This window comes from Robertkochia flava, from assembly GCF_020166515.1.
Classification (GTDB): Bacteria; Bacteroidota; Bacteroidia; order Flavobacteriales; family Flavobacteriaceae; genus Robertkochia; species Robertkochia flava.
Map to the genome: position 1 here is coordinate 901,826 of NZ_JAINZT010000002.1, position 16,256 is coordinate 918,081.

The following is a 16,256-nucleotide window of genomic DNA, read 5'->3' on the forward strand; positions in this document are numbered from 1 at the left end:
AAACTGTTCTATATTTGCATCCGCATTCAGGGGCGATTAGCTCAGTTGGTTCAGAGCACCTGCCTTACAAGCAGGGGGTCACTGGTTCGAATCCAGTATCGCCCACAACCCAAAATCCCGACAGGTAACTGTCGGGATTTTTTTATGCCCAAACACCGCGCAAGCTTGCTTGCTTGCGGTGGAGGGGCATAAAAAAACCTGCGGCGCAGTATGCGCCGGGATTTTGGTATTGCAACATCCCTTTAGTCTGGATCACGCCCTGTAAGGGCGTAATCCTCCTGAGCTTGCTTGAGCGAAGCGTGTGGGCATAGGGGCGAACGTTAAGAAAAAGTCCGGTGGACTTTTTTTAGTAAAGCAGCCGGCTGGCGCAAGGGCTTATTGCGCAGGATGCGCCGGGATTTTAGGGTTGAGCATTGCCCCCTCCCGGGATCACAACGCGCAGGTATGTAAGCCTGTTCTTACTGCAGGGTTAAAGAATTGAGCTACCCCCTCCGGCTGCACCCCTGGTGCACCCACCTCCCCCTGCAGGGGGAGGATAGGTTCCGTTTTCTGTTGAGATTTGTCGTCAGGTTCATGAGGTAATTAACAATCATCAAAGCACTTAGAACAGTCATGATGTTTTTGGGTAGCCTTGCCAATTCCATCCTCCTGATTATTTTTCAGGGGAGTTTAAAAAAAGCCTTGCAGAAATAAAAAACTGTTTTATATTTGCACCCGCAATCAGGGCGATTAGCTCAGTTGGTTCAGAGCACCTGCCTTACAAGCAGGGGGTCACTGGTTCGAATCCAGTATCGCCCACAACCCAAAATCCCGACAGGAAACTGTCGGGATTTTTTTATACCCATAAGCGAGCCAAGCTTGCTTGAGCGAAGCGTGTGGGCATAAAAAAACCTCGGTGCAGGATGCGCCGGGATTTTGGTATTGCATCATCCCCTTAGCCTGGATCACGCCCTGGAGGGGCGTAATCCCATTCCTTAAACAAAGCATATCAGCCTTGAGCCACCCCCTCCGGCTGCACCCCTGGTGCATCCACCTCCCCATGCAGGGGGAGGGTAGGTTCCGTTTTTTGTTGAGATTTGACGTCATGTACATAAGGTTAAGTATCGCCCCCTCCTTGGATCACAAGGCGCAGCGTTTTATTACCCTTCCATACCGCAGCATTAAATAAACAAGCCCCCTCCTCCTGCTGCACCCTTAGTACGTGCAATCTTCCTACCCGGCGGTAGTTGCAGAATTTCCAGCCAGCCGAAGACAGGGATGGCCCACTCCCTCTGAAGGGGTAGGAGAGGTTTCATATGCAATCAGGACGTATTAATGGCAATCTCAAACCCAAACTCAAACCCAAACTCAAACCCAAACTCAAACCCAAACTCAAACTCAAACTCAAACCCAAACTCAAACCCAAACTCAAACTCAAACCCAAACCCAAACCCAAACTCAAACCCAAACTCAAACTCTCCACTTTACTCTCTCATTACCTCAAATACTCCTGAATATCCAAAAGCTTCACATCCTTACGACTTCCATAGAAATCCTTGAGTATGGCCGTATGTCCCTGTCCGAAAATCACCAGGGCACGCTCTCCGGGTTCTGTGATCAGGTCGATATTTTTCATGATGATGAAATTGCGTTCCCACCATTTGGAAACGACCGTTACTCCAATGTTGTTTTCAGAGCCACCTATCCGGTTAAATACTTCCAGGTAAATGTTTTTATTTTCATTATCGGATTCCGGGGTATTCATTTCCGATAACAGGTCGGAAACCGAACCTTTCTTATAGACCGCTTCCCAGGATGACATGAGTTCCTGCGCATCTTTTACCAATGAGTCTAAAATGGATGTTTTGTTGCTCTCCTGCAGGTATTCCATCAATGGCCCGAATGCAATATCCATGGGGTGGTCGGCCACATAAATATGTTCATGGCCCAGCATCTTGGCAATTCTGAAGCCTAATTGTTGCCTTTCATTAATAGAGAGCTGGTGGTTGCCCTTGAGGTACTCCCCGTAAAGGGAATCCAGTTTGGATTTTCCATACGGGTACTCCAGGATGACCTTATCGGGCTTCATAGCGGCCAGGTTCACGGAAAGTGCTTCTATTTCCCTTTGTCTTTCCGGGCTGTTGAGGCCCTCGATGTTCATAGAAACCATGTCATTGCTTCCGGCAAAATGGAAGGTGCCGAGCAGGGCTACTTCCTTTTTTTGGGATGCCGGCTGTGCGTTTGAAATAATGGGGTATAAGGTGATAAGAAGGAAGATCAGGGTGACTGCTGAAATAGCGTGAAATTTCATTTTTCGTGTTATTGGTTAGTTTATATAAGTGACGAACCTTCTTCTTGATTGTTACAGTTTTAGAATTACCTGGTGAGGCTCGTATTGATTTCTACGGGAGTTGTGCCTGCATTACTCCGCCTGTTATAATTGGGAATTGGAAAGTCCTGCCTCGATCAAATAAAGGTGTATATAGGTTTCCGGGAGCCTGTTTTTTTAAAAACGGTTATGGAGATAGAGGCTATACGATTCCAGATGTAAGATTTATACCTTGCAGAACACGTGTTTAGTTAGAAGAAAATCAGTACATTAGGGTTTTTATTTTACTCCCCGGATACCCTCCCTAACTTTCCTGCTTCTTAAAGAATTGTCATTATGAAATTCAGATTAATTTATTTGTTGGCATGCTTCTTCATGCTGGCATCCTGCAAAGAATCTTCAGAAAAGAAACAGGACGCGGTTGCAGAACCCTATAAACTTCAGCAAACCATATTCTACGGCGGGGATATCATCACCATGGATGGAGAAGAGCCACAGTATGTGGAAGCCCTGGTACAACGCGAAGGAAAGATCGTTTACGTCGGAGACAAAGCCGGCGCTATGGATCAATATGGCGGAAAGGCAGAAGAGGTGGACTTGCAGGGGCATACCATGGTTCCCGGGTTTGTGGATGGGCATGTGCATTTTGCCAATTTAGGAGCTCAGGCGGTCACCGCTAATCTTTTGGCAGAACCTGACGGGAATGTGAATACCATGGATGATTTAGTAACTGCCATGCGGGAATGGAATGAGAAAAATGGTACCGATATGACCAATGGCTGGATCATCGGAATGGGGTATGATGATGCGGTTTTGAAGGAAGGACGGCATCCTACTAAGGAGGATCTTGACAAAGTCTCCTCAGAACTCCCCGTTATGGCTACCCATATTAGCGGTCATTTTTGTTCGGTTAATACCAAAGGACTGGAATTGATCGGTTACGATGCCAGTACCATGGACCCGGATGGAGGAGTCATAAGAAGGCTAGAAGGTTCACAGGAGCCCAATGGAGTATTGGAAGAGCTGGCGGCGATCCCGGCCATGTTAAAGGCCTTGAGCCCGAGTGGTCAGGAAATGGTGGATTTCTATATGGACAAGGGGCAGGAAATGGCCTTTAGTTTTGGGTATACCACGGCCCAGGAGGGACGCGCCATGCAAAATCATGAACAACTGGCCGATTATGCTGAGCGCGGAAAATTGAAGCTCGACGTGGTGACCTATATCGATTATGCCTTTCCCAAATACCTGCATACCGATTGGAACAGTAGAAATTACCGGAATCATTACCGCATAGGGGGTATGAAACTTACCCTGGACGGCTCTCCACAGGGAAGAACCGCCTGGAGAACGGAACCTTACCTGATTCCCCCGGACGGTCAGAAGGAAGGGTATAGTGGCTATCCGGCCATTCCCAATGATGAAGACGTTCAGGCAATAGTTGATACTGCATTTGCCAATAACTGGCAGCTTCTGATCCATTGCAATGCCGATGCCTCTGCCGATCAGTTGTTCCGGGCAATGAATAAGGCGGTAAAACAGTATGGAAATACCGACAGAAGAACCACCCTGATCCACGGGCAGCTCATCCGGATGAATCAGCTGGACAGCTTGAAAAAATACGACATGGTGGGATCTTTTTTTCCCATGCACACCTTCTACTGGGGCGATTGGTACAAGGAGATCATTGGTCCTGAAAAGGCCCAACAGATCAGTCCGATCAATTCGGCTTTAGAAATGGGGATTCCGGTGACCAGCCATACCGATGCTCCGGTAGCCCTGCCAAATCTGATGATGGTTATGCATACCACAGTGAACCGGGTAAGCCGTTCAGGAACCGTAATGGGGCCGGACGAACGGTTAACACCCTACCAGGCTTTGAAAACGTTTACCAGCTGGGGCGCCTGGCAGCATTTTGAAGAAGACAGTAAAGGAACCCTGACGGAAGGAAAACTGGCCGACCTTGTTATCCTGGATAAAAATCCACTGAAGGTGGACCCGATGACCCTTAAGGATATCAGGGTGCTGGAGACGATCAAGGAGGGTGAGACAGTTTATAAATGGAAAGGCGAGGAAACCGCAATGAAATAAACGCTGTTTGTAATGATCAATTTATTCCCTAAAAGAAAACAGTATGCCCTTGCGCATGGTCTTCTCTGTTCGTTCTTATTTTTAGTGTCCGCTACCGGATGGGCTCAGCAAACCATTGATGAGGATTTTTCCTGGGTGGATTATACCGGGAAGGGATTCCAGTTCAGTACTCCTGATGACAAATTTCTCCTTCAGATAGAATCGAGGTTGCAGTTCAGGTATGCTTACCCCCAGGATCAGGACCCGATCACCTTTGAAGATTTCCAGGATAATCAAACCCATGTATTCGAGGTAAACCGGGCGCGACTCAAGATCGGTGGACATGCCTATAAACCCTGGTTAAAATATTACTGGGAATACGACGTGGTAGGGGGGAATTTGCTGGACTTTCGGGTGATGGTGGAGAAGTGGCCATTTTTTAAATTAAAGGTGGGCCAGTGGAAAACGTATTTTACCCGCGAGCGGGTGATCTCCTCAGGGAAACAACAATTGGTGGACCGCTCCATTATCAACAGGCCTTTTACCGTGGACCGGCAGCAGGGGGTGGAGTTTTATGGGAGGATCTTCCCTGAAAAGCTTTTTGACCTTAGCTATAATATTTCTGTACTTACCGGGACAGGAAGGGGGAACTCCTCCAACGATGACGAGCATCTTATGTATGTGGGAAGGCTGCAATGGAATGTTTTCGGTCGTGAGCTCGGTTTTACGGGTTCCGACCTTTCCATTACCGAAAAGCCGGAAGGTATCATTGCCGTCGCAGGGGTTACCAACAGGAGTCCCTATACCCGTTTCTCCACTTCCGGCGGAGGACAATTGGTAGGCTTCGAAGATGGAGTCGATAGCCAGTACAGGGTGAATCAACTTTTACTGGAGACCGCTTTCATGTATCGGGGGTTCTCCTGGCAGCACGAATCACATTATAAGGAGATACAGGATCGTGTTCTGGGGCAGACCACCATTCTCGAAGGGAGTTATTTCCAGGCGGGATATTTTTTACATCAGGCCTGGGAAGCCGTGCCTGAGCCCCTGGAGGTCGCGGCCAGGTATGCCTGGTATACTCCCGAGGAACGTATTGTGGATAATTTGCATAAGGAATTGGGGTTCGGGGTGAATTGGTTTTTTGCGGGACACCGGAATAAATTAACTGCCGAGGTAACCTGGCTCGAACTCGAAGGACCCACTTTTCCCGTGACGGATGAGTTCCGGGTCCGGGTGCAGTGGGATATATCTTTTTAGGCGATTTCTCTTGTAAAAGTAGAAATTTGATAATTTAGGAGCATGAAATCTGCATGCTCCCTGAATTTAAAATCTACTTACTGGAATTGTTATAGTCCTGATATAAAACTATTCCTGATCTTGATTCCGCTCATTGCCGGATTTAATTATTATCTGACCTACTCCAATATCAGGCTTAATGGTTTTCTGTTGCTGACTTTTACTTTGGATACTCTGCAGGGGTATATGGCCTGGTTGTCGGTACGTCATCTTATCATTCTGCTGGATGAGAAACTGCCATTCCATTTTCAACCGTCAAAACGTATTCTTGTTCAGGTTTTTTTCACAACCCTGGTTGGATTACTGGTGATAAGTCTCACTACAGAAATGTTAAGTCTGATTTTTAAGGGCGAATTTGCTTCCGTTGACTTTTATACCTTCGATCTGTTTATTATCAGTATATGGTTTCTGGTGATCAATGGAATTTATCTTACCCTGTATTTCCATAATCGAAGTATCATTCCGACTGAACATGAAGGTATGGCAGTTCGAAAACCGGAAGGTCTTACCGTGCGGGCCGGTAATAAGGAAGTATTAGTGCCCTTTGGGGAAATATTCCACATTTGCAGGGATGGTGACTATACCTTAATAGAAACTTTCGAGGCTGAGCAGTACTTTCTCCATATCTCCTTGAAGGAGTTGGAGAATTCCCTTCCGACTTTTGACTTTTTCAGACTGAACAGGGGAGTCATCATGAATCGAAAATCGATTAAGGGGTTCCATGTTATGGAAACCAGAAAGCTTGAAATTATTTTCTTCGAGACGAAGAAAGTGGTTAATACGCAGGCGTTCGTAAGTCGAACCAGGGCTCCTGAATTTAAAAAATGGTTTGCAATAAACCAGGTCGCCTGACGGGTGATTTTGGTGCATTTTACGGAATTTCCTTTGATTTTAATGGCTGAAACGTGGTTAAGTCATGTAGATTTGGATTATCAATCAAAATCACTATGACATTGAGGTCCCTTCTCTTTTTTTGGGTATTTATCGTAGCATTTTCCGTAAGTGGTCAATCGGATACGTCTCCTTCCGCCTCCTTTCGCAATTTCCCTTTAATGGTTTCTGTCAAGTTCCAAAATCTGGCCATGCCATTTCAGGATCTGAAGGGTAACTTTATGAATATAGGAGTAGGCTTGGGGACTGAAGTGAGTTGGAATAAAAGTGAGCACTGGACCCAGCAGTTCAATATCATGTATTTTTTTAACCGGGGATCCGGAAATGGGTTTTCTGTATATTCCCAGATGCTCTGGAGACCTGCATTGTACGCTGATGTATTGGGTGGAATCAAGGGAGGCATTGGTTATACCTGGTTGTTTAAACCTAATCCTTCAATGAAAAATATGGATGGGCAATGGAGTCCAGCATCCCGTACAAAGGGAATGCTCAGTGTTCCCTTTGGGGTTTACCTGTCCTGGAATGAGTTAGATGCGGAAACGTATCTTAGCTCATACCTGGCTTATGACGTTTTTCTTCACAGTGGATTTAACGCTGATGTACCCGTGATTCCAAATACATTTTTCGAGGCGGGAATCGGGATGTATTTCAAAGAATAAGGATCATGAAAAGAAGGCTGATTTTATTTCTATTGATAATGGCCGGATTCACAGTTTCCTGTGTTTCCCCTAAGGACTTTGTGCACACACTTCCTTGCGAGGTCGAACTAAATCTGAGTAATAATAAACGCCTGGATTCCCTGGTAGATGCGCTTTCCAGATCAGGAGCTCCAGGTGCAGTATTGGCAACCTCTGGACCTGAAGGGGAATCTTTTTATTCCTCAGGGGTAGCCAGTATAGAATCGGGAACCAAAATGAGTGCATGCCACCTGCAATATTTGCAAAGTATATCCAAAACTTACCTTGCCGTAGTGATAATGTTACTTAAGGAGGACGGGGAATTGGAATTAGATGCTCCTGTTAACCGGTATTTACCCGATGTAATTCTCGAAAAATTACCCCAGTCGGATGTGGTAACCGTAAGAATGTTACTTAATCATACTTCAGGATATCCCGAGTATAATTATTCCCCGGGATATGTAAGTTATCTGCTCCAACACCCGGAATATACCTTTCAGCCGGTCGAGTATCTTGATTATATAGCTGGTAAGCCCCTTGATTTCGATCCGGGTACGCGGTATGCATATCGAAATACAAATTATGTGATCCTTTCTTTAATTGCCGATCATCTTACTGGCGATCACGGCGTTTATATGCAGCGGCGTATTTTCGAGTCTCTTCATTTGACAAATACATTTTACAGAAATACGAACGGCTATCTGGATAATCCACTTTTAGTGGAGAGTTACTGGGACCGGTTCAGTAATGGTACCATCGAAAACGTCACTGCTTTACAAAGGGCTAATGTGGCCGGAATGGCTGGTGATGATGGATTGATCGCTACACCTATGGATACAGTTACCTTTTTAAAGTCGTTATGGGATGGTCGTTTGTTGTCAGATGAAGCGTTAACCGAGATGACCTCCTGGGTAAAAGATGAGTCGGGAAACCCGCGCTACGGACTGGGATTGGCTACCAGACAAATTCAGGGATTCCAGGCGATCGGGCATAGCGGGGGTGGCCTGGGCGCGGGGTGTGAACTGTATTATTTTCCGGAAAAGGAACTTTATATGTTTATTGCAATTAATCTGGGAACGGTTACCTATAGTCCGTTGCATGATCAGATCGAAGTGATCAGAGAGGAGATCTTCAGTACGCTTTTAACAGATTGAGGGGTTAAGGGTTGTAGCGATGAGACTTTGTATTATCTGAATTCAGGGCGTTGTAATAGAAATTCATGCCGAGGTTCGCCTTTCCATTCTGATCAAACAGGGTGGCATTATCCCAATGCGATCCCTTTCCCCATCGGGTCTCACAACTGCTCGAGATCCATGCCGGTTCCCAGTACACAATGCCCTGGCCTCCAGCCTTTTTTACGATATCCCTGAGGGTGAGCAAATAGTCCAATTGTCCTTCCTGGGTTGCAGGGTATCCTTCCAGCAGGGCATTCTCACCCATGATGTTGCTGGCTGCGTCTCCGTTGTCAAGGGTGTACGGGTAGGCGGTCTCTACGATCATCAGCTTTTTATCATAGGTGGTGATTAATCCGGAAAGGGCTTCTTCAAGCGTTTCCAATTTATGATCAGACCACTGTGGATAGTATGAAATTCCGATCCAGTCATAATCGGTTATCCCATGTGCTTTAGCCTCCCTGAACCACCTGATCGCATTTTCGGGTTGTGCAATATGAAGCATGATCCCGATATCTTTTCCCGTCTCTTCAGTAATTTTCCGGACCGCCTGAACCCCTTTTTTGAGCAGGTAACTGTTGCGCGTCCAGTTAATACTGTCTTTGGATTCCCCTTTTCTCAGGATCATTCCGTTGATCTCATTTCCTACCTGTACCATTTCAGGCAATAATCCCTCCTGATTCAGTTCTTTCAGGGTGGTATAGGTGTAGTCGTAGAGTTTTGAACCGAGCAACTCGGTGTCATTGATCAGATGTTCCCAGGCCTTTGGAATTTCCTGTTTCTGAGGGTCGGCCCAGTCGTCTGAATAGTGAAAATCCAGCAAAACAGGAATGCCGGATGCCCTGGCTCTTTTTATCGATCGCTTTACATCCGGTAATGTACTGTATTCTGTCCAGTCCGGATCATGCCAAAGGCGCAATCGTATAAGGTTGGCACCGGCCTCCTTAAAGATCATGTAGGGATCTCTTTTCGTGTTGGAGTGATCGTAGTAGATGGCTCCGCAGTCTTCCAGTTCATTTACATAGGAAAGGTCTGCCCCATAGAAAAAATCAGGAGTGTCATAAAGAGAAGCGCCGGGTTCAGATGTGGGCGTAATGGAAGTCGCCTTTTTGGAGGCATCTGTCTGGCATGCTGTGAGAAACTGTAAAATAAATACAGCGAGGATAGTGGTCTTAAACGGAGTTCTCATTGGATTGGTTGGCCGGGTATTTACTAAAGTGTTCCGCCAAGATAGATGTTAATGAGATAAAAATGAAATGGAGAGGGTGGCATTTTAACATGGTTTAACAGCGGTAAAAACGTCGTAAACATCTAAAAATGTGCGCATTAGAGCAGGAAATACTGATGTTTGAAGTAATTTCAATGTAAAATCTAAATATATATAAAATGAAAAGAGTAGGAGTAATTTTTGGGGTACTGATCTGTCTTATGGCGTATCCGCTACAGGCACAAGTTTCGGATGAGGAGGCTAAACTGATCCAGGATGCCTGGGGATTGGATAAAAAAGAAATGATCGACCAATACATGGGGCTTTCAGGGGAGGCTGCAAACAGTTTCTGGGAAGTATACGATGCCTACATGATCGAACGAAAGGATCTGGGTATGGATCGCTATCAGATTCTCAAGGAGTATGCAGAAAATTATGACGGACTTAGCGGGGAAAAAGCCGATGAATTAACCGAACGTCTATTTAAGAACAACATGGCTCTGGAAAAACTTCAGCTAAAGTGCTATAAGCGAATGAAGAAGGCGGTTGGTCCCCTGGAGGCCAGTAAATTTATTCAGGCCGAGCGATATATAGAATCCGTGATAAGGATAGAGGTGCAAAGCGGAATCCCGTTTATTGACGAATTGCAGCAAATTCGCGGATGATAAAATTTTAAAAGAGATGAAAAGAAAAATGAATTTCATAGTACTCGTACTGTTGTGCTTAGGCATCATATCGTGCCAGCGGGACGATGTTACATATGTCGATGAACTGGATGTTGTGTATACCAATTACTCTGAACAAATTGAGTTTTCCGGATTGCAAACCTACAGCATCCCTGATAAGGTGATAGAAATAAAGGACGAAGATTTTGATGAACCCGGGCAGGACCCCGAATTTATTGATGATGTATATGCCTCGGTTATTCTGGGAAAGATCCGTGAAAATATGGATGCATATGGATGGACGGAAACATCTAAAGATAATAATCCGGATGTGGTCGTACTGGTTTCTGTCATGACCACGACCAATCTTTTTTATTATTACGATTGGGGGTATTGGAATTGGTGGGGCTATCCTGGGTATGGGCCCGGCTGGGGCTGGTGGTATCCGGGATATTACCCTCCCCTGATCAGCGGATATCGTTCAGGGAGTGTTTTGATACAGATGACCTATCCCGATGGTATTGGGGCCAATGAGACCATTCCTGTGATATGGACCGCTGTGATCAATGGACTATTGGAAGGAAGTACCAATTCCATAAATACCAGGTTGCAGAATACCATTGATCAGAGTTTTATTCAATCATCATATTTAAGGAAGCCATGAAAATAAGAGACTTAATTTTTTTAATCGCTATAGCGCTTATCTCAAATAATATCCTTGCTCAAGATGAATATTCCGCCATAAATTATTCTGTAGGGATCCCTGCGTCAGGGATGTCCGATTATATAGGGAAGGTTAGTTGGCTGGGTACATCTTTGGAATACAGGAAAGAGGTTTCCAGCAAACTATATGTGGGTTTTGATATAGGGTTTAATTCATTTTATGAAGACCTTGACTATGGGACCTTTACCCAGGGTACAGCCTCTATTACCGGGAATCAGAATCGCAGCCTCTTCAGTATGCCGATCCTGGTTGGGGCGAACTATTTTTTTGCGGTTAATGAAAAATTCGAGCCTTTTGTAGGGTTTGGTCTGGGAACCATTTACACAGGTAGGGAAACTGAATTCGGAATTTTTGCAGACAGGACAACTACCTGGTTTTTTGCTATTCGTCCCGAAGTGGGATTTATGTACCGTTTAAATAGTAGTAACGGGATAAAGCTCGCATACAAATACAACAAAACCTTCGATACGAAAGACCTGGATGAACATTCCTATATGGCAATTGATCTTGGCTGGGTGTACTTTTTTTAAGGTTCTGGCTAAAATGGGGTATCACCGGTGGAAGTCTCTCCCCCGATGATTGTATAAATTATATTAAATCTAAAACCCGTTCCAGAGCCATTCCACGGGAACCTTTTATAAGAAGTTGTTCTGTGGCCACCGGGTGTGCCTTCAGGTAGGCTTTTAGATCCTCGTAGGAGGCTACCTGGGGGTATGGGGTAGTACACGCCTTAAAATTTTTTCCGACCAGGATCACCTCCTCCAGATCGAGTTCTTTGCAAAGAGAGGTAATTTTCTGGTGTTCATCTGCTGCTGCGTCACCCAGTTCGAACATATCCCCGAGGATCACCATTTTGGTTTTTCCTGGATGGGAAGTAGCGAAATGTTTCAACGCGGCCTCCATGCTGCTGGGATTCGCGTTATAGGCATCAAGCAGGATCTGTGTTCTTCCTTTGTTGATGATCTGAGAACGGTTATTATCCGGACTGTAAGCCTCCAGCGCTTCCCGAACGGCTTCGGCGTCAATTTCAAAGAAGTGTCCTATGGCGGCAGCAAGGGCCAGATTGTTGTAATTATACCCTCCGGTGAGTTGGGTGTTCACCGTTGTGGAGCCGGCCATAAACTTTACATAGGGATCACTGCTCAGGTATTTTGTTGGGAAATCAGCACCATCGCAATGCCCGAAAGCATAGGTGTTCTTGTAATCTTTTAATTTTTCCTGTTGAATAGGGTCGCAGCTGTTATAGAAAATGGTTTTATGGTGTTGAATAAGGTGCTGGTACATTTCACTTTTCCCCTTGATCACTCCTTCCACACCGCCAAATCCTTCCAGGTGAGCCTTTCCGTAGTTAGTGATCAGGCCGTAGTCCGGATACGCGATGTTGCATAAGGTTGCTATCTCCTTCTGATGATTTGCGCCCATTTCAACAATTCCGAATGCTGTGGAATGGTCAAAGGAGAGCATGGTTAATGGTACACCGATGTGGTTGTTGAGATTGCCAACGGTAGCCTTTACCTTGTACTTGGCAGAGAGTACAGCTTTGATTAGTTCCTTGGTGGTGGTTTTACCGTTACTACCGGTCAGGGCAAGTACGGGTATATTCAGATACTTGCGGTGAAAGGTGGCCAGTTCCTGAAGGGTGTGTAAAACATTATCGACCTGTATAAGGCGAACATTGCTATGGTCTACATTCTCATCGACCACGGCATAGGAAGCCCCCTTCTTTAAGGCTTCCAGCGCATAGCGGTTTCCATTGAAATTATCGCCTTTCAGAGCAAAGAATATGGTGTTGTGGGCGATCTTCCGGCTGTCTGTTGATACGCCGGAGGCATTGAGGAATAGCGTGTGCAGGTCTGTAATATTCATAGGGCTAAAATAAATAAAAAAGCCCTGATTTCTCAGGGCTTTTTATGAATGAACACTTAAGTAAATTTAGTGTCTTGGCGTTTTCTGTTCTGTGGCCTTTGAACCTACACGCGACATCGCGCAACGGAACCCGATATAATCTGTGGCCATATACTGAGGTAAGTATCTTCGTTGTGCAGGATCGAGCCAGTAGGCGCGATCTTTCCAGGATCCTCCTTTGTAAACGCGTACTTCATCGTTGATGAGCGTGGTGCGCTCGTTGGATTCGTCATACTGCTTTACGATATTTCCTTCTTCGTCTCTTTTGATCTTATGAGTAGGCGCGTTGTACATGCGCTTAGCCGGATCCATCTCATTTTCTTCTCCCTCGAACATATCATAAAATCTGGTAGAGCTTGGATCTCCGTCCCTGTAATCCCTGTTGTCGCTGGAATCGAAGTTGGTTCTCAGGTAAGTGTCGTTCTCATCCACAGGCACCATGGCGATCTCTCCCGGAAGGTCTCTCGCGATGATTCTTCCGTTAGGAAGGGTGTCGAAACGCACTTTATCCTGGGTAACAATGTCCACCTTACCTTCTTTATCGATGGCGGTCTTCATATAAACGTTACCACGGTAGTAGTTAAAGTCGTTTGCTTCGTCGTCAACGATAGGACGATATACATCAGCCACCCATTCGGCAACGTTACCGGCCATGTCGTAAAGACCCCAGTCGTTAGGTGGGTAAGACTTTACTTCGGCAGTAATGTCTGCCATATCATCAGACCATCCGGCAATTCCGCCGTAGTCACCCTTACCTTGTTTAAAGTTGGCTAACTGGTCTCCGCGATATCTTCTTTTTCCAGAGCGGGTATATTGTCCGTCCCATGGATATTTTTTACGTCCTCTGTAATTGTTGTATTCACGTGAACCAACGATCGCCTGGGCCGCATATTCCCATTCAGTTTCTGTGGGAAGACGGTAAGAAGGCATTAGAATTCCGCTGGATCGCTTCGCGAATACATTGGTGGAATCTCTTTTTACATTTCCCTGAAGGGAATCGATCTGACCTCCGTAAATATTGGAAGGGCTGTTCAGGTAGGTTTCTGTGCTGAATGTTCCTTCAATATCTCCGTTTACCACCTGGTATTTCACGTTGCGGTCAAGGTACCCTTCGCGCTCAAGAATATGTTCGTTTACACGATCTGTACGCCATTCGCAGAATTGAACAGCCTGTACCCAGTTTACCCCTACAACAGGGTATTCGGCGTAAGCAGGATGCCTCAGGTAGTTATTGGTCATTACTTCATTATACCCCAGTCGGTTTCTCCAAACCAGCGTATCGGGCAATGCCCCGTAATAAATATTGGTGTAAGCCGGATTTTCCGGTGGGTAGACTTGTTTAAGGTAATCGAGGTACTCCATGTACATCTTGTTGGTTACCTCTGTTTCGTCCATATAGAACGATTGCACGTGCATTTGTGTAGGTGAGTTGTTCCAGTCGTGCATTACGTCATCCTGTACACGACCTCTGGTGAAGGTCCCCCCTTCAAGGAAAACAAGACCGGGCGCAGTCTCTTGTTCTTTGAAGCTGGTATTGTACTGGAAGCCGCCATCTTTAGAATTGATCTGCCAGCCTGTGGCGCGGGAAACGTTCTTTGACGAAGACTTCTTACAGCTCGTAAAGCCCGCTAACACAACCAGGCACAGCATGCAAGCGTTAGATAGATACTTTCTCATAATTAAGATTTGAGTTGTCTTGAAAACAGTACGCAATATAGTAATTAAGTATTTCAAGTCAATTAAATTCATAGAAATTGTAAGGCTAATGTTGTCAAACAATCGGCTCGTGTTGTCAAAACGTGATTCGGTTTTGTTTATTGTATGTGGGAATCTATTTTTTCGGGCGATGTAGGGTGCTGGTTGTCAGAATGTATGCAGGAATGGCGGGTGGGTGCTGTTTGCGGCCTTCCCTGACGGAGTTTATTTTCTTTTTTGTAGGAAATACACATTTAAATGTACCTTTACATATTATTTACCCCCATAATTACGTTATATGGGTATAACCATGTTGAAGGTCGAAAAAAGTAAAGTCCTGAAACAGAGAGTGTTTACTTTTATTTTATAAAATCGTTGTATGAGAAACTTCTATCTGCTACTGGGTTTCATACTTATCATTTCTTCTGTTACTGCTCAAAGTGATCCGAACTCCAGGGTGATTACCACCGGTGTGCCGTTCTTGCTGATCACTGCTGATGCGAGGGCAGGAGGAATGGGAGAGCTTGGAGCAACTACGGCCCCGGATGCTTATTCCCAACAGTGGAATCCGGCTAAATATGCGTTTGCTCCCGGAAAGACTGGGATCGGGATAAGTTATACACCTTACCTGAGTCAGCTGGTAAATGATATTGCACTTTTGAATGCTACCGTGTACAGTCGTATTAACGAGCGTAGTGCCTGGGCAGCGAGTGTGAAATACTTCAGTCTTGGAGATATCGAGTTCATATCGGAAGCAGAGGCCATCCAGGGGTTGCGCCCTATTATTGAGCGTCCTAACGAACTGGCTGTAGATGCTTCTTATTCCCTTAAACTCAGTGAGACCTTCTCTATGGCCGTTGCCGGGAGATACCTGAGGTCAGACCTTAAGTTGCAGGAAGAAGGTATAGATGCCAGTGCGGCGAGTTCTTTTGCTGTAGATGTAGCCGGATATTACGAGGCGCCCGAAGTGGCTTATGACAATTTTAACGGGATCTGGAAATTTGGTTTCAATGTTAGTAATGTCGGACCCAAGATTAAATATGACGCAGACGGAAGAGAGACCTTCCTGCCTACCAACCTGAAGCTCGGGGGAGGTTTCGATTTTATCTTCGATGTTCAGAATACCCTTGGGATCAACCTGGAGTTTAATAAGCTGCTCGTTCCTACGCCCAGTGACAGCAATGGTGATGGGAGGATAGACAGCCTGGATGATTACTATAACGAATCCTTTTTTAGCGGGATATTCTCTTCTTTCGGAGATGCTCCGGACGGGTTTAGCGAGGAGTTAAAAGAGGTGACCTGGGCTTTGGGGGCAGAATATGTCTTTAATGAGGCCTTCTTTTTAAGGTCCGGCTATTTTCATGAAAGCGAGGAAAAGGGAGCCAGGCAGTTCTTTACTATGGGAGCAGGCTTTAAGTTCAATGCAACCAGCATTGATCTTTCCTACTTGTTTTCCACTTCTAATGTCCGGAATCCACTCGAGAATACCCTGCGTTTTTCACTTACCTTTTTACTGGGTGAGAACACCAGTCTCTAGCTAAGCCATCGAAATGCGTGTATCAATGATAAACCGATCCTTTTTTGAAAGGATCTTTTTTTGAGGGTTATTTAAATGCTTCTCAGTATATTTAAGTTGTAATTTATTGTTT

General features: G+C 45.5%; 13 protein-coding genes and 2 tRNA genes. 11 read left to right on the forward strand and 4 right to left on the reverse strand.

The features are described from left to right. Positions 1-30: 30 nt before the first annotated feature. Together K7R11_RS04405 and K7R11_RS04410 are read left to right on the forward strand one after the other, a co-directional pair. Positions 31-105: transfer RNA gene (locus K7R11_RS04405), tRNA-Val, on the forward strand. Between the two features lie 618 nt (positions 106-723). Further along, a tRNA-Val gene (locus K7R11_RS04410) sits at positions 724-798 on the forward strand. 676 nt (positions 799-1,474) lie between these two features. Here K7R11_RS04410 and K7R11_RS04415 read toward each other — a convergent pair. Beyond that, a complete protein-coding gene (locus K7R11_RS04415) occupies positions 1,475-2,290 on the reverse strand; it encodes a DUF5694 domain-containing protein (protein ID WP_224488957.1) in 816 nt (271 codons plus the stop codon). Between the two features lie 354 nt (positions 2,291-2,644). Here K7R11_RS04415 and K7R11_RS04420 point away from each other — a divergent pair, with 354 nt between their 5' ends. The 5 genes from K7R11_RS04420 (at position 2,645) to K7R11_RS04440 (ending at position 8,393) form a co-directional block, all read left to right on the forward strand. Further along, positions 2,645-4,396 carry an amidohydrolase gene (locus tag K7R11_RS04420; protein WP_224488958.1) on the forward strand — a complete coding sequence of 584 codons (1,752 nt, stop codon included), beginning with the start codon at positions 2,645-2,647 and terminating at the stop codon, positions 4,394-4,396. Between the two features lie 12 nt (positions 4,397-4,408). Next, entirely contained in the window at positions 4,409-5,632 is a 1,224-nt protein-coding gene (locus K7R11_RS04425) for an OprO/OprP family phosphate-selective porin (RefSeq protein ID WP_224488959.1), read from the forward strand. Between the two features lie 42 nt (positions 5,633-5,674). Next, entirely contained in the window at positions 5,675-6,523 is an 849-nt protein-coding gene (locus tag K7R11_RS04430; RefSeq protein ID WP_224488960.1) for a LytTR family DNA-binding domain-containing protein, read from the forward strand. 95 nt (positions 6,524-6,618) lie between these two features. After that, entirely contained in the window at positions 6,619-7,221 is a 603-nt protein-coding gene (locus K7R11_RS04435) for a hypothetical protein (protein WP_224488963.1), read from the forward strand. Between the two features lie 5 nt (positions 7,222-7,226). Further along, on the forward strand, positions 7,227-8,393 hold the full coding sequence (locus K7R11_RS04440) for a serine hydrolase domain-containing protein (protein ID WP_224488965.1): 1,167 nt from the start codon (positions 7,227-7,229) through the stop codon (positions 8,391-8,393). 4 nt (positions 8,394-8,397) lie between these two features. Here K7R11_RS04440 and K7R11_RS04445 read toward each other — a convergent pair whose 3' ends face one another. Continuing rightward, positions 8,398-9,600, reverse strand: a complete 1,203-nt coding sequence (locus tag K7R11_RS04445) for a glycoside hydrolase family 53 protein (protein ID WP_224488967.1) — start codon at positions 9,598-9,600, stop codon at positions 8,398-8,400. 197 nt (positions 9,601-9,797) lie between these two features. Here K7R11_RS04445 and K7R11_RS04450 point away from each other — a divergent pair, with 197 nt between their 5' ends. From K7R11_RS04450 to K7R11_RS04460, 3 genes are read left to right on the forward strand one after another with little or no spacing between them, the layout of a single operon-like run. After that, on the forward strand, positions 9,798-10,283 hold the full coding sequence (locus K7R11_RS04450; protein WP_224488969.1) for a hypothetical protein: 486 nt from the start codon (positions 9,798-9,800) through the stop codon (positions 10,281-10,283). 16 nt (positions 10,284-10,299) lie between these two features. Continuing rightward, positions 10,300-10,947 (forward strand): DUF4136 domain-containing protein, encoded by a 648-nt coding sequence (locus tag K7R11_RS04455; protein WP_224488971.1) that lies wholly within the window; start codon positions 10,300-10,302, stop codon positions 10,945-10,947. Continuing rightward, complete coding sequence (locus K7R11_RS04460) at positions 10,944-11,537, forward strand: outer membrane beta-barrel protein (protein ID WP_224488973.1); 594 nt, start codon at positions 10,944-10,946, stop codon at positions 11,535-11,537. Before K7R11_RS04455 ends, K7R11_RS04460 begins: the two co-directional genes overlap by 4 nt. Before the next feature lie 58 nt (positions 11,538-11,595). Here K7R11_RS04460 and K7R11_RS04465 read toward each other — a convergent pair whose 3' ends face one another. Together K7R11_RS04465 and gldJ are read right to left on the reverse strand one after the other, a co-directional pair. Further along, positions 11,596-12,873, reverse strand: coding sequence for a UDP-N-acetylmuramoyl-tripeptide--D-alanyl-D-alanine ligase (locus tag K7R11_RS04465; RefSeq protein WP_224488976.1), 1,278 nt, complete (start codon positions 12,871-12,873; stop codon positions 11,596-11,598). Between the two features lie 66 nt (positions 12,874-12,939). After that, positions 12,940-14,589 carry a gliding motility lipoprotein GldJ gene (gldJ, locus tag K7R11_RS04470; RefSeq protein WP_224488978.1) on the reverse strand — a complete coding sequence of 550 codons (1,650 nt, stop codon included), beginning with the start codon at positions 14,587-14,589 and terminating at the stop codon, positions 12,940-12,942. A gap of 397 nt (positions 14,590-14,986) precedes the next feature. Between gldJ and porV the strand changes: the two genes are divergently transcribed. Continuing rightward, on the forward strand, positions 14,987-16,144 hold the full coding sequence (gene porV / locus K7R11_RS04475; protein WP_224488980.1) for a type IX secretion system outer membrane channel protein PorV: 1,158 nt from the start codon (positions 14,987-14,989) through the stop codon (positions 16,142-16,144). The last annotated feature ends 112 nt before the right edge of the window (positions 16,145-16,256 follow it).

Excerpts from the sequence above, each read along its gene's own strand:
- K7R11_RS04415 (WP_224488957.1), bottom strand. The coding sequence starts at position 2,290 with ATGAAATTTCACGCTATTTCAGCAGTCACCCTGATCTTCCTTCTTATC.
- K7R11_RS04420 (WP_224488958.1), top strand. The coding sequence starts at position 2,645 with ATGAAATTCAGATTAATTTATTTGTTGGCATGCTTCTTCATGCTGGCA.
- K7R11_RS04425 (WP_224488959.1), top strand. The coding sequence starts at position 4,409 with ATGATCAATTTATTCCCTAAAAGAAAACAGTATGCCCTTGCGCATGGT.
- K7R11_RS04430 (WP_224488960.1), top strand. The coding sequence starts at position 5,675 with ATGAAATCTGCATGCTCCCTGAATTTAAAATCTACTTACTGGAATTGT.
- K7R11_RS04435 (WP_224488963.1), top strand. The coding sequence starts at position 6,619 with ATGACATTGAGGTCCCTTCTCTTTTTTTGGGTATTTATCGTAGCATTT.
- K7R11_RS04440 (WP_224488965.1), top strand. The coding sequence starts at position 7,227 with ATGAAAAGAAGGCTGATTTTATTTCTATTGATAATGGCCGGATTCACA.
- K7R11_RS04445 (WP_224488967.1), bottom strand. The coding sequence starts at position 9,600 with ATGAGAACTCCGTTTAAGACCACTATCCTCGCTGTATTTATTTTACAG.
- K7R11_RS04450 (WP_224488969.1), top strand. The coding sequence starts at position 9,798 with ATGAAAAGAGTAGGAGTAATTTTTGGGGTACTGATCTGTCTTATGGCG.
- K7R11_RS04455 (WP_224488971.1), top strand. The coding sequence starts at position 10,300 with ATGAAAAGAAAAATGAATTTCATAGTACTCGTACTGTTGTGCTTAGGC.
- K7R11_RS04460 (WP_224488973.1), top strand. The coding sequence starts at position 10,944 with ATGAAAATAAGAGACTTAATTTTTTTAATCGCTATAGCGCTTATCTCA.
- K7R11_RS04465 (WP_224488976.1), bottom strand. The coding sequence starts at position 12,873 with ATGAATATTACAGACCTGCACACGCTATTCCTCAATGCCTCCGGCGTA.
- gldJ (WP_224488978.1), bottom strand. The coding sequence starts at position 14,589 with ATGAGAAAGTATCTATCTAACGCTTGCATGCTGTGCCTGGTTGTGTTA.
- porV (WP_224488980.1), top strand. The coding sequence starts at position 14,987 with ATGAGAAACTTCTATCTGCTACTGGGTTTCATACTTATCATTTCTTCT.